Source organism: Streptomyces massasporeus (assembly GCF_014648995.1).
GTDB classification, from domain to species: domain Bacteria; phylum Actinomycetota; class Actinomycetes; order Streptomycetales; family Streptomycetaceae; genus Streptomyces; species Streptomyces massasporeus.
Map to the genome: position 1 here is coordinate 214194 of NZ_BMSE01000005.1, position 13575 is coordinate 227768.

The 13575-nt window shown below is 72.2% G+C and carries 9 protein-coding genes; all 9 read left to right on the forward strand.

The features are described 5' to 3' along the window. Window positions 1–16 precede the first annotated feature (16 nt). The 9 genes from IE153_RS14730 to IE153_RS14770 are packed head-to-tail and all read left to right on the forward strand — an operon-like array spanning window position 17 to window position 13562. Window positions 17–913: a Pvc16 family protein gene (locus IE153_RS14730; RefSeq protein ID WP_189590153.1), complete on the forward strand. Its 897-nt coding sequence runs from the start codon at window positions 17–19 to the stop codon at window positions 911–913. A 32-nt stretch (window positions 914–945) separates the two neighbouring features. After that, window positions 946–2928 carry an ATP-binding protein gene (locus IE153_RS14735; protein WP_189590154.1) on the forward strand — a complete coding sequence of 661 codons (1983 nt, stop codon included), beginning with the start codon at window positions 946–948 and terminating at the stop codon, window positions 2926–2928. After that, window positions 2919–3221: a hypothetical protein gene (locus IE153_RS14740; protein WP_189590155.1), complete on the forward strand. Its 303-nt coding sequence runs from the start codon at window positions 2919–2921 to the stop codon at window positions 3219–3221. The genes IE153_RS14735 and IE153_RS14740 overlap by 10 nt, the downstream gene beginning before the upstream one ends. Continuing rightward, window positions 3218–10033: an eCIS core domain-containing protein gene (locus tag IE153_RS14745; RefSeq protein ID WP_189590156.1), complete on the forward strand. Its 6816-nt coding sequence runs from the start codon at window positions 3218–3220 to the stop codon at window positions 10031–10033. Before IE153_RS14740 ends, IE153_RS14745 begins: the two co-directional genes overlap by 4 nt. A gap of 38 nt (window positions 10034–10071) precedes the next feature. Next, window positions 10072–10761 (forward strand): hypothetical protein, encoded by a 690-nt coding sequence (locus IE153_RS14750; protein ID WP_189590157.1) that lies wholly within the window; start codon window positions 10072–10074, stop codon window positions 10759–10761. Then, window positions 10758–11465: a hypothetical protein gene (locus IE153_RS14755; protein WP_189590158.1), complete on the forward strand. Its 708-nt coding sequence runs from the start codon at window positions 10758–10760 to the stop codon at window positions 11463–11465. Before IE153_RS14750 ends, IE153_RS14755 begins: the two co-directional genes overlap by 4 nt. An 8-nt stretch (window positions 11466–11473) precedes the next feature. Further along, entirely contained in the window at window positions 11474–11845 is a 372-nt protein-coding gene (locus tag IE153_RS14760) for a hypothetical protein (RefSeq protein ID WP_189590159.1), read from the forward strand. Beyond that, entirely contained in the window at window positions 11838–12977 is a 1140-nt protein-coding gene (locus IE153_RS14765; protein WP_189590160.1) for a hypothetical protein, read from the forward strand. Before IE153_RS14760 ends, IE153_RS14765 begins: the two co-directional genes overlap by 8 nt. Window positions 12978–13025: 48 nt before the next feature. Beyond that, the gene (locus IE153_RS14770; protein WP_189590161.1) at window positions 13026–13562 is read left to right on the forward strand and encodes a phage baseplate assembly protein V; all 537 of its coding nucleotides are present in this window, start codon (window positions 13026–13028) and stop codon (window positions 13560–13562) included. Window positions 13563–13575 lie beyond the last annotated feature (13 nt).

The window sequence follows — 13575 nt, forward strand, 5'->3', positions numbered from 1 at the left end:
CCGAGGAACTGACGCCATGAGCAACGCACTTGCCCTCGCCCACGTCACCCAGGCCCTCGCCCTGCTGATCGAGGCCAACCTGCCGCCGGACATCGACATCGCGGTCAAGGTCGAGCCGCGCAGGCCGCCGGTGGACCCGCCGCTCGAACCGACCATCACGGTCTTCCTCTATCAGGTCACGCCCAACACCTCGCAGCGCAACAACGACCTGCCGACCCGGGCGTCCGACGGCACCCTGGTCCGCAGGCCTGCCGCCGCGCTCGACCTGCACTACCTGATCAGCGCGTACGGCGAGGAGGCCGAGCTGGTCGGGCAGCGGCTGATCGGCTCGGTGGTGCGCACCCTGCACGAGATACCCGTGCTGCCCCGGGACATCATCGAACTCGCCGGCCGGCGGCCCCACTTGAACGGCAGCGACCTGGCCGAGGCGGTGCAGCGGGTGCGGTTCACTCCGACGGCGATGGACATCGACGAGACGTCCAAGCTGTGGGGGATGCTGCACCAGACGCCGTACGCGCTGTCGGTCGTCTACCAGGCCGTGCTGGTCCTCATCGACGGGCGCGAGACGCCGGTGCCGGCGAAGCCGGTGGAACGGCCGGAGGTACGGGTGCTGCCGTTCGGGGCGCCGGGAGCGCCGTCACCCGGCCCGGTGCCGTCACCCGGCCCGGTCCGGGAAGAGCCGGCCCCGCCACCCTCGAAAGAGGCCGAGCAGCCCGCCGAGCCGCCCACGAAGGCCGTGGCCAGGACCGAGGCGAAGGCGCCCGCGAAGACGGCCCGGAACCGTAAGGCGGCACAGCCGGCCAGGAGCGCGAAGAAGACGGCCGCCAAGTCCGCGCGGACGCCACCGGCGTCCAGGAACAAGGACGGGGACGGGGCAGCGCACACGGACGGCAGTGAGGGCACGGAGAACTGAGGCACATGGGAACGACGGGGGCAGGTGAGGACATGGGAACGCACGCGACGGCCGCGGCGCAGAGCGGAACCGCAGCCGCCCTGGGCGACGGCACCACGCTCACGGCGGAGATCCGGCGTGTCCTGGCCCGCGTCGACGCTCACGCGCTGCGCGGCACGAAGGCCGAGGAACACCAGGCGCCGGCCCCCGTGCCCGAGCCCGCAGACGGCCCCGGCACCGCCCCCCTCGACGCGCTGGTCGCCTGCTTCGGGCTCACCGCGTTCGAGCGGGACCTCGTCCTGCTCACGGCCGCGCAGGAGCTGGAGCCCACCGCCGCCGCGCGCTGCGCCGCCGCCTGCGGCGACCCGGAGCGGGCCCACCCGACGTTCTCCCTCGCCCTGGCCGCTCTGGACGAGCCGCACTGGAGCGCGCTGCCGCCCGTGTCGCCGCTGCGGCGCTGGCGGATCCTGGAACCGGACGACGCGTCACGGCTGACGACCACCCGGCTCCGGCTAGACGAACGCATCCTGCACTTCCTCCTCGGCTCGCCCTACCTGGACGCCAGGCTGCACGGCCAGGCGCTCCGCACTCCCGTGCCGGACCGGCTGCCGCCGTCGTACGACCTGGCCGCGAGCCGGGTCGCGGGCGGCTGGACGGACGGTGCCCGCCCCGACGCGCCGCTGCTCGTCGAACTCGTCGGCGGCGATCTGCGCAGTCGCGCCGACATCGCCGCCGCGGCCGCCGCCCGCGCCGGGCTCGGGCTGTACACGATGAGCGCCGAGGACATCCCCGTCGACCCCGCCGAGCGCGACCGGTTCGCCCGGCTGTGGCAGCGCGAGGCGATCCTGCTGCCCGCCGCCCTGCTCGTGGAGTTCGGCGAACCCGACCGGGAGCAGCAGGCGGCCACCGAGGCGTTCCTCGTCGGGGCCGCCGTTCCGGTCGTCGTCTCGAGCGCCGACCCGCGCCGCACGGACCGTCCGCACGGCACCCGGGTGACCGTGCCGGGCCTCGGCGACGAGGAGCAACTGGCGCTGTGGGTCGATGCGTTCAGCGACGTCGCCGACCTGGAGGAGGGCGAACTGCGGTCGCTGATCGCCCAGTTCCAGCTGCCGCCGCACGTCGTGCGGTCCGCCGCCGCGACCGTACGGCGTGAACTGCCCCACGAGGAGGAGCTCGACGCCGCCGGTCTCGCCTGGCGGGCCGGTATGGACGAGGCCCGCATCGGCATGGACGAACTCGGCCGTCGCATCGAACCGCAGGCCGGGTGGAAGGACCTCGTGCTGCACGAGCGGCAGACGGGCGTGCTGCGCGAGATCGTCGCCCACGTACGGCAGAGGTCGGTGGTGCACCAGGAGTGGGGCTTCGGCGCGACCCTGCGCCGGGGCCTCGGCGTCACCGCGCTCTTCGCGGGCGGCTCCGGCACCGGCAAGACCCTGGCCGCCGAGGTGATGGCGAAGGAGCTGGGCCTCGACCTGTTCGTCGTCGACCTCTCCCAGGTCGTCAGCAAGTACATCGGCGAGACCGAGAAGAACCTCCGCCGGGTCTTCGACGCCGCCGAACGCGGCGGTGCCCTCCTGCTGTTCGACGAGGCCGACGCCCTGTTCGGCAAGCGCAGCGAGGTCAAGGACAGCCATGACCGCTACGCCAACCTCGAGGTCAGCTACCTGCTCATGCGGATGGAGGCCTACCGCGGCCTCGCCATCCTCACCACCAACATGAAGAAGGCCCTGGACAACGCCTTCCTGCGGCGCATCCGTTTCGTCGTCGACTTCCCCTTCCCGGCCGAGCACGAGCGCGCCGAGATCTGGCGTCGCGTGTTGCCGCCGCAGGCGCCGGTGAAGGACATCGACCCGGAGCTGCTCGCGCGGCTGACGGTGGCGGGCGGCTCGATCCGCAACATCGCCCTGTCCGGGGCGTTCCTCGCCGCGGAGGAGGGCGAGGCGTTGCAGATGCGGCACATGCTCGCCGCGGCCCGCACCGAATACCTCAAGCTGGAACGCTCCTTGACGCCGACGGAGGTCCGCGGATGGGTGTGACGCAGAGCGGCGGGACCGCGGGGGGCCCGGCCCCGCGCGAGATCCGCGTGGACATAGGCGAGCTGGTCCTCGACGGCTTCCGCGCCGACCCCGACCGGGTGGCGGCCGCCTTCGAACACGAGCTGACCCGGCTGGTCCGTGAGCGCGGCGTGCCCGCCGACGGACCGTGGACGGCCGACGTCCTGTCCGGCCTGCCGCCGCTGCCCGCCGGGCTGTCCGCGCGTCGGCTCGGCCAGGAACTGGCGCGTGCCGTGCACGAGGGCCTGAGTGGCCGCGGGGAGGTGACCCCGTGAGCGACTCCCGTACCCAGGACGGTCGTTCGGAGCAGTCCGCCGAGCAGCGCCGCCGCAAGCGCAAGGAACGGGCGGCCAGGTCCCGCGCCCCCGAGCCCAGGGACATCGTCAGCGGCGCGGGCCAGCCGCTCGACCCGGGCGTACGGCGGGAGCTGGAGGAGCGCCTCGGGCACGACCTGAGCCGCGTACGCCTGCACACCGGCCGGGACGCCGGCCGGCTGGCCGAGCTGCTCGGGGCGGACGCGGTCGCCGTCGGCCAGGACATCCTCTTCCGCGAGGGGGCGTACCGGCCCGGCACGGACGAGGGCCGCCGACTGCTCGCCCACGAGCTCCTGCACACCGTCCAGAACCCGCACGGCCTCGGTGCGTTGCGGGCCGGACGGGAACTGGGCGCGGTGAGCCTGCCGCAGCAGGCCATCGAGCGGGAGGCGGAGACGGCGGCGCAGGACCTGGTGCGCGACACGGGTCCCGGCGCGGCCGAAGCGGCTCCGGACGTCGAGGAGGGGCAGGCCACCCCCGGCTGGCTCCGCTACGCGACCGCCGACGCCGACCGCCGCCGCATGGAGCAGCTGGACCCGGCGACCCTCGTCGACCGCATCGCGGGCGGCCTGCTGCGTTCGCTGCGCGGCGACCCGGAGGACCGGTCGGGCCGCGTGCGCGTCCAACTCGCCCGCATGGCACCCGAGGTGCAGGACAGTGTCCTGGACCGGCTTGAGCTGCGGCTGCCCGCGCCGGTCGTGGACCGGCTCCTGGAGAGCGTGGAGGAGACCCAGGACGCGGGCCCGCTGCCGCTGGACGCCGCGGTGGCTCCCCACGCGCTGCCCGGCGCGACGGAGGAGATCGAGGCGGAGCGCGCTCGCGAGGACTCCGGGACCGAGCCCGCCCCCGGACAGGACGCACGGCCGAACCAGCCCGGCGAGCCCGGCGGGAAACCGCAGGACGGCCGGCCCACGCCCGGCGGCGACCTGGAAGAGGAGGCCGGGAGCCAGGACGGCGAGTCCGCCTCCGCAGAGGCCGACCGGGAGAACGCCCAGGGCGGCGCCGGCGCGGCCGGGCGGCAGCAGAAGGGCACCGAGGAGGAGCAGGAGCGCTCGCAGGAGCAGCAGGACGACAAGGACGCCTCCGGCCGGGACGCCGAGGAGGACGCCGCCGACGAACGCAAGGACACCTCGGACACCGAACGCGACCAGCAGGACCAGGACAAGCAGGACGAGCGTGACACCGAGGAGGACCAGGGCGGCCCCGAGGACGAGGCGGCCCAGGAGCCCGAGAAGCAGGCCGGCGAACAGGAACGGCGCGAGGACGAGGCTCCGGCCGAGGCGACCCGCCGCCGGGCCCCCGCCCCGGGCACCGTCGACCGCAGCGGAGCAGAGCCCGGCGAGAGGTCCCGGACCGGCGGAGGCACCGGACCGGCCCGTGCGGTGGGCGACCCGGACAACGAACAGGACGCCGACGACGAGCCGTTGGGACTCGAACCTGAGTCCGAGCAGGACGAGGTTGATGAGCCCGCTCGGACGGACGAGGCGCCGGCTTCCGAGGATGCACCCCCATCGGAAGCCGACCTCCTCGGGCACACCGACGCGGCCAGGAACGCGAGCCTCGTCGAGGAACGGCAGAAGGGCACGGCTCCCCGGCCCCCGCTTCCCTCCACGGACGTCGCCTCGGTGTCGGACGGTGCGCGGCAGGACGAACGGCCCGGGACCGGTCAGGACGCTCCGTCGTCCGCCGAGGAGACGACGGCGGGTGACGAGGTTTCGGACGCCGTCACCTTCGGACCGGGCTCGGGGCAGCGGCCCGAGGCCGACGGGCCCACCGAGGCGGCGGGGGCGGACACCGGGGCCGCCCGTGCCGTTGCCGCGGCCGGTGGCGACCGGGACCGGCAGCAGGCGGAGGACCGCGCCCAGGACGCCGACGCCCGACGGCGCGACGAGGAGGCCCGGGCCGCCGACGGCGCCACGTCGGGCGAGGCGCCGCAGTCCGGTGAGGCGGCCGCACCCGACCGGCTGGCCAAGGCGAACGAGGACGCCCGTACGCAGAGCGCCGGTTCACCGTCGGGCACCGGGGCCGGGACGGACGGCGTGAGCCAGAGCCAGAGTGCCGCCCGGAAACCGGAAGCCGGAGCTCCCGACCGCAGTGGCGGCAAGGAGGGGGACTCCGGAGCGGACAAGGGCAGGGGCAAGGACGTGCAGGCCGACAAGCCCGACGGCGCGTCGACCGGTCCACGCGACACCGCCGGTGACCAGGGGAACACGTCTCCCGCACCTGACACGACCGCCGGTGGCCAGGAGACCACCGAAGGCAAGGGCCCGGCCACCACTCCCGGCACGGCGAGCGGCCCGGACAAGGTCTCCACGCCGGGACCAGCGAGCGCGCCGAAACTGGCACCGGGCAACGGGCCTTCACCCATGGCCGCGGGCCCGGAGGCGAAGACCAACACCTCCCGGAGCGCGGAGTCCCCGGGCTCCGGCGGTGCCACGGGCTCGCGCTCGCGCCCGGCCGGCAGCAAGCGCCAGGCGGCACGAAAGGCCGCGAAGACCGCGTCGCGCCGTGGCGGCGGTGGTGGCGGTGGAGGCGGCGGCCGCAAGTCCCCGGCGCCCGCAGCCGTTCGCTCCGGCGGCCGGGCCGGTGGCGGAGGCCGCCCCGCCGCGTCCGGCGGCTCCAAGGCCGGGGCCAAGAAGGAGACCCCGCCCCCGGACGTTTCCAACGCCACCCCCGAGTCCGGCCTGTCGACGGCCGCGGGGCTCAAGCCGCACCAGGCCCTGGAGACGCTCAAGGGTGTCGACAGCGCGGTCGGCCGCTCGGTCGACAAGGAGCGCACCAACCTGCGCAAGGCGCCGCCGAAGATGCAGCGGCCCTCCGGCTCCCCGCGCACGGTCCCCGGCGGCCCGCGGGCGGCGGCCCCGGGCACGTACACGAACGCCAAGGTCGCCCGTACGGACGCGGCCCAGGGCAAGACGCCCGAGATCAAGGGCGAGCAGAAGCCGCAGGGCGAGGTTCCGGGCGCGAACGTACCGGAGCCGAGCTGGTGGGACATCGCCGTCACCATCGGCGCCCAGCTGTTCGGCAAGCTCCTGAAGGAGATCCTGCCGCTCGACGACCTGATCGACTCCATCCTGGGCCTGCCGACCGAGGACGAGGGTCTGCGGAACGCACGTGTGGGCGACGCCCCGCGGCTTCCGCTGGAGAACGACTCCGACCCGCAGCGCACCGACGAGCAGGGCAGGAAGCTCGACGAGCGGAAGGACGAACTGCACCGGTCGGGGCGCGAGGACGCCGCCCGCCCGATGGGCGAGGACCAGATCTACCCCGACGTGCCCAAGGAGACCCTGACCGGCAAGGTGGCCGGCGGGAAGAAGGGCGCGAAGGGCGGCGGCACGCGCTCGGTGTCCGGCGGCGTGCCGATCGAGTCGGCCTCCGCGGTCGCCGAGCACGACCGGGGCCCGCAGATCCAGGCGGGCTTCTCCCAGGGCCGCCAGAAGATGGGCGAGGAGCGGCAGACCAAGGACAAGAAGGCGGCCGACGACCGCGAGCAGCACGACCGGGACCTCCAGAAGGAGGTCACCGCCAGCGGCAAGAAGCAGTCCGACACCCGCGACAAGGGCCGCTCCGACATCGCCGACTCCCGGGACCGGTGGCGCAAGGAGCAGGACGACAAGGTCTCGGAGATCGACGGCAAGAAGGGCAAGAAGTACGACAAGGTCCGCGACGACATCAAGAAGAAGGAGGAGGACACCGACAAGGACGTCGACAAGCGGACCGAGGACGACAACAAGAAGATCGACGACGAGCAGACGGGCGCCGAGAAGGAGGCGGAGAAGAAGCAGGAGGACGGCAAGGACGACGCCGACAACTGGCTCGAAGAGGCCATCGAGAAGCTGAAGGAGTTCTTCGAGACCCTCAAGAACGCCATCAAGAGCGTGTTCGAGAAGGCCCGCCAGGTCGTCACCGACCTCATCGACAAGTTCAAGCAGCAGGTCTTCAAGCTCATCGACGACGCCCGCAACTGGGTCATCGACCAGATCAACACCTTCGCCGACGCGCTGATCGCCCTCGGCGACGAACTCCTCGCCGACTACCCGGCGATGCGCGACAAGTGGCGCAACACCATCGACGGCGCCCGTGACTGGGCCGTGCAGAAGGTCAACGAGGCCGCGGACGCGCTGAAGGAGGTCGCGGGCAAGCTCCTGGACGGCCTGTGCGGGGCGCTGCTGGCCGGGCTCGACGCTCTGGAGGGCGGCCTGCTGGCGGCGGTCGACATCGCCGAGACGGTCACCGTCGGCGCGCTGGAGTTCGGCGCCGCGGCCGTCGCCGCGCTCGGCGAGTGGGCGGCCATCTTCAACGACATCGTCTCCGACCCGGGCGACTGGATCAGCAAGGCCGGTGCCGCCGCGGAGACGGGTGCGAAGGAGCACCTCTTCGAGGAGGTCAAGACCGCCGTCCGGGCCTGGTTCAACCAGAAGGTCCAGGAGATCATCGGCATCCCCATGGAGGACTTCCAGGAGCTGATCTCCGGCGGCGTCACGGTCGAGCAGATGGCGCAGATGGCCTGGGACGAGGCCCTTCCCCAACTCCCGGTCATCATCGGCGTGATGGTCGTCGAGAAGGTCGTCGCCAAGCTCATCCCCGGCGCCGGCTGGGTCATGGCGATCATCGACGCCCTCCAGACCGCGTGGGGCGCCCTCAGCGAGATCCTCGCCGCCTTCGGCCTGTTCATGGACTTCCTCAAGTCCGTCAAGAGCGGCAACGGTGCGCTGCCGTTCGCGAAGGCGGTCGCCGCCGGTGTCGTCGCCCTGCTCGAGCTGGTCTACACGTTCCTGGTCGAGGGCGTGGGCCGTTTCATGGGCAAGGTCGCCGACCGGCTCGGCGACATGATGAAGAAGCTCCGCACGAAGAAGGACAAGCCCGGACCGGACCGCCCGGAGGCACCGGGCAAGCCCGACGACGACAAGCCGAAGCACGACAGGCCCAAGGACGACGACACCGACACGGACAAGCCGGCCGACCGCGCCACCCCGCGCAAGCCCTCGTCCGACAAGACCTCCCGGCCCTCGCCCAAGCCCCGCCCCGGCAAGCGCTCCTCCCCGGACAAGAAGCCGCGCCCCTCGCACGCCACCCGCCCGAAGAAGCGCCGGGACGACGACGAACGCCGCGCGGAGGGCCGCGAGGTGAACGCGGCCAGGCGCCGGGCACGGGACGCCGAGCGCAGGCTGCGCGACGACGACAGGGACGAGCGCCGCCGCGAGACCGACCGCAGCGGCCCGGCCCGGGACACTCTCCGCGACCGGCGCCGGCCCGGCGCCGACCGTAGGGACGGCCGTGACCGCGACGCCCGTGACACGCGCCCCGGCGACCGCCGCACCGCCGACAGGCGGCGCCCCGACGAGCGCCGCCGGGACACCGACAGCACGCCCGACCGCCGCTCGCTCGACCGGGACCGTCAGCCCGGTGACCGGCCTCGCCGCAGCCCGCTCCGGCGCACCCGCCAGACGGTCAAGGCGGCCGTCAACCGCGCCCGCCGGGCGGCGCGCAAGCTCTACGGGAAGGCCCGCCGCCGGCTCGGCAACCGGCTGAACGACCGGCTGCGCCGACTGCGCGACCGATGGCGGCGCCGGCACGATCGGGACCGCACACGTGACAGGGACCGCAAGCGGCGCCGCGACAACGACAGGCGGCGCGAGGAGACCAGGCAACAGCAGGCGCCGCCGCTGCCCCAGGTGCGCTTCCGCACGGCCGACGGCGAGCGGCACACCCTGCTGTTCAACGGCCGTACGCAGAGCGCCGACCTCGTGGTGCGCAGTGTGCAGCAGGCGATGAGCGCGTTCTTCGCCGACTGGCAGTCGGACATCGCGACGATGCCCGCCGGTACCGAGAAGAACGCCCAGACGACCGCCCTCAACAAGGCGGACGCACTGGCTCAGAGCGTCGACGGAATGCAGAACGGCATGTCGCCCCGGTACACGACCGCCAACTACGGCAGCCGTCCGATCCCCACGAACATCCGGTCCTGGCAGTACAAGCGACTCCAGGCGGCGATGGTCAAACTCGCCCGCCTCCTCGAAGAACGCGACACCAGCAACAACAACGACATCCCGCCCGCGGTGTTCCCGCCGTTCGTGGACAACGTGCGGGCACGGAACTTCAAGGCCTACTACCTGCAACAGGGCATTCCGAAGGGGCAACCGGCAGGCTTGCACAACAAGAAGCCACCCAACCCCGTCGGGTGGAGCCAAGCCCTTTCCCAGGCCCCGAACCATTTCGTCAAGATGCACCTCCTGCCCTTCAAGCTGGGCGGTCTGGCATCCGGATCGAACCTCGTACCGGCGCCGGGCGACATCAACACGCGATTCCACTACGGCGTCGAGGACGAAGCGAACACGGCGAGGTCGGCGGCGGGCAAGGCGATCTGGTACACGGTCCGGGTCAAGTTCCGCAGCAATCCGCACGAGTTCTTCCCGGAGAACGTCATGACCAGGTGGAACTACCACTACAAGTCCGGGAACACGTGGAAGGAAAGGCCGCCGACCATGGCGCCCAAGCACCACTTCACCGAGAACATTCCGTTGCCGAAGTTCATCGAGGTGAACCGGCAGAGCGAAGAGGACCGCATGTTCTCGAAGTACTTCAAGGCATCGACCAAGATGGCCGCGGAGATCAGGAAGCTGGCCCGCCAGAGGCGGTTCCGAAACGTCGGCGATCTCACCACGCGGCTCGAGAAACACCTGAAGGCGACCAGCAGTCCGTTGCAGGGCGAGTTCAGCACGGTCAAGGCGGAGATCCGCGCACGGCATATCGAAGGACTGATCTCCTACTGACCACGGCGCCGCCCGCGCCCGACGAACGGAGCTAGCCCATGACCGACCTGAACCCCGCAGAACGACGACTGCGGATGATGATGAGCGAACTGCGAGAGGCATCCGCATTCGAGGTGTACGACGCCCTGCCCGGTGTCGTCGACCCCGCGTGTGAGGACATCGACGCGGCATTCGCCGCCATCACCGCGTCCACGGGTATCTCCCTGGACAGCGCGCTCAAGGACTGCTTCGTCCGTTTCGAGCAGTGCTCGGCCAGCTGGAGCATGGAGGATTCGGAGAACGGCCTCTCCGGAGAGTTCTGCGTCGTGCACCTGCCGGCCGTGGTTGCCACCGAGGCGCCGCCGACGGCGACCGAGCTGATGACCCAGGACGAACGGCAGCGGTACGCGGAGTTCAGGGTGCTGGACGATCACCCGGTGAGCGGGACGGGCGCCTTCGCGGCGCTGCGCCTGACCCCGGAAACCCCCACCCCGGAGATCTGGTACCACGACTTCCACTACAACCTGGGCGGCTTCCGGATGGCCCTCGACCACTGCCGCTATCTCGACGCCCTCACGCTCACCAAAGGGACGTTCGGCTGGCAGTTCCTGTTCTGCGACGTCTCCTTCGCGGACGACGACTTCGTGGGTCTCGGGGACGAGCTGGGAGAAATGCTCGACGTCTTCCCCCGTCTCTTCCCCGACCACGACTACACGGACCTGCAGGCCCGCCTCCGGGAGCGCACGTGACCCGCTACGCCGACATCCCCAAACCCATCCGCTCCGGCATCGTCGTCGTCAACCCCGACACCGGTACCCCGCAGCGCATCATCGTGCTCCAGTTCAACCCGGACACCCTCGAACGCAGTGTCAGCCCCCAGTCGGCCGGTGACGGCGGTGACGCCGGAGGCGGGGGGACCGGGAGTGGGGACCGGAACGAGGCGTTGCGGCTCAAGGGGCCCGCGCAGGAGACCTGGAAGTTCACCGCCGAGATCGACGCGACCGATCAGTTCGAGATCGCCGCGCCCGACGGGATCCATCCCCAGCTGGCCACGCTGGAGATGCTCGTGCAGCCCACCACCGCCCAACTGCGCGCCGCGAGCAGGCTGTCGCAGAAGGGCGCCATCGAGATCAGCCCGATCGAGATGCCGCTGACGCTGTTCACGTGGGGGAGCAAGCGGGTCATGCCCGTGCGGCTGACGGAGCTGTCCGTGAACGAGTCCGCGTTCGACGTGAACCTCAACCCGATCCGCGCCTCGCTCAGCATCGGGATGAAGATCCTCACCGTCAGCGACCTGCCCGCCGGGCACCGCGGCGCCGATCTGTACATGGCACACCTCGCGCAGAAGGAGCGGCTGGCCGCCGCGGCCCGGGGCGGCAGCCTCGGCGCCCTGGGGCTCGGCGGCGGCCTCGGCACGGCGGCGGGCGCGAGCGCATCGATCAGGAGGGGCTGAGCCACACCATGGCCGACATCGAACCGTACGAGAACGCCCTGGACGCCATACCCGGCGCTCACCCGTACCCGCGCACCAGCCGCTACCACGACGCCGAGATCGGGGTGCACCGGCAGCCCGACGGCACCGAAGTGCGTTACACCAAGCGCCGGTTGCTGCCCCCGCTCGACGACGCCGGGCAGGACGCCGCACCGCATGCCGTCGGCGCCGGGGAGCGCCCCGACCTGCTCGGCCAGCGGTACTTCGGCGACCCGGGCCAGTGGTGGCGGATCGCCGACGCCAACCCCGTACTCGATCCGCGGGAGCTGACCGGCGAGGCCGGGCGCGTCATCGACATCCCCCTCGCCGGCGGCTTCCCGCAGGAGGGCCGGCGTGTTTGACCTGCCCGTGGGGCAGGGCCCCGTCCACATCACCCTCCTGATGGGGCCCAAACTCGCCCGTCCCGTGCCCGCCGAGGTCACCGAGGCCCTGCTCTCCGCCCAGATCACCGCCACCGCGGGCGAACGCAGCGGCTTCCAGCTCGCCTTCGACCTCACCAAGAACGGCATCATCAGCCGCCGGCTGCTGCCCGAGGGGTTCTTCGACCCGAAGACCCGGCTGATCGTGACCGTCACCGTGCGGGGCACGCCCGCCGTGCTCTTCGACGGGCTCGTCGTACGGCAGGAGGTCGGCGCCAGCAACCGGCCGGGCCACTCCACCCTCACGGTCACCGGTGAGGACCTCACCCTCCTCATGGACCTGGAGGAGCGCACCGCCCGCTACCCCAACCTGCCGCCGTCCGAGCGAGTGCTCGCCATCCTGCGCCGCTACTCCGACTACGGCATCCGGCCCGACGTCTACACCGAGAAGGTCGCCCAGCCCCCGCACCAGGACCTGCGGGTGCACTACCAGACCGGCACCGACCTCCAGTACGTCACCGAGCTCGCCCGCGCCAACGGCTACACCTTCTACCTGGAGCCGGGCCCCAACCCCGGCCAGTCGTCGGCACGCTGGGGCCCCGAGGTCCGGCTCGGCATCCGCCAGCACGCGCTCAACGTCAACCTGGACGCCCACTCCACCGTCGACCAGATGACGTTCGCCTACGACGGGACGGCCCGGGAGGAACCGCAGGCCCGCTGGCAGGACCCGGGGACCCGGCAGTCCACCCTGCTGCCGCAGCCGCCGATCAGCCCGCTGCGTCCGCCCCTCGGCCGCCGCCCCACCCCGGCCCTGAAGCGCAGGACGCTGTCCGGCACCGCCAAGCAGCAGCGCGAGCAGGCCGAGGCCGAGCTGCTCGCCCGCGCGGCCGTCTCCGCCGACGTCGTCTCCGGCTCCGGCTCCCTCGACGTCAACCGGCACGGCTACATCCTCCAGCCGCGCCAGCTCGTCGGCGTACGGGGCGCCGGGCGCGCCTACGACGGCGACTACTACGTCAAGTCCGTCACGCACAACCTGCGGCCGGGCTCGTTCCAGCAGAACTTCACCCTCTCCCGGGAGGGGCTCGAAGCCCGCAGCGACTACGTCCGGCCCTAGCGGATTCCCCCTAGGAGCCGGCCCAACGGAAAACAGGAGCAGTTCAGCATGGCGGCACCCAGCAATCGCTACCTCGGCAAGTTCCGCGGCCGGGTCGTCGACAACGACGACCCCCTGCGCATCGGCCGCGTCACCGTCGAGGTCCCGGACGTGCTCGGCGACGAGCCGTCCACCTGGGCGCTGCCCTGCCTGCCGTTCACCGGGCCGCAGTCGGGACAGTTCGTGGTGCCGCCGCCCGGCGCGGGCGTCTGGGTGGAGTTCGAGCAGGGCGATCCGAGCTTCCCGGTGTGGACGGGCTGCTGGTACGGGGCCGCCGACGAGCTGCCGCCCGACGCGCGCCGCGAACTCCAGGCCGGCTCGCCGAGCAAGCCGGTCGTGGTGCAGACGCCGGGGGCGCACAAGCTCGTCATGAACGACACACCCGGCGCCGAACAGGGCATCCTCCTCCAGGCCCAGGGCGGCGCCTCCATCCGCATCACCAAGGAGGCCGTGGTCATCGCGACCGGCGCGGGCGCCGAGATCGTGCTGCGTGGACGCGAAGTGACCATCAACGAGGGCCAGTTGACCGTGCTCTCGAAGCGATAGACGGGGAGACAGA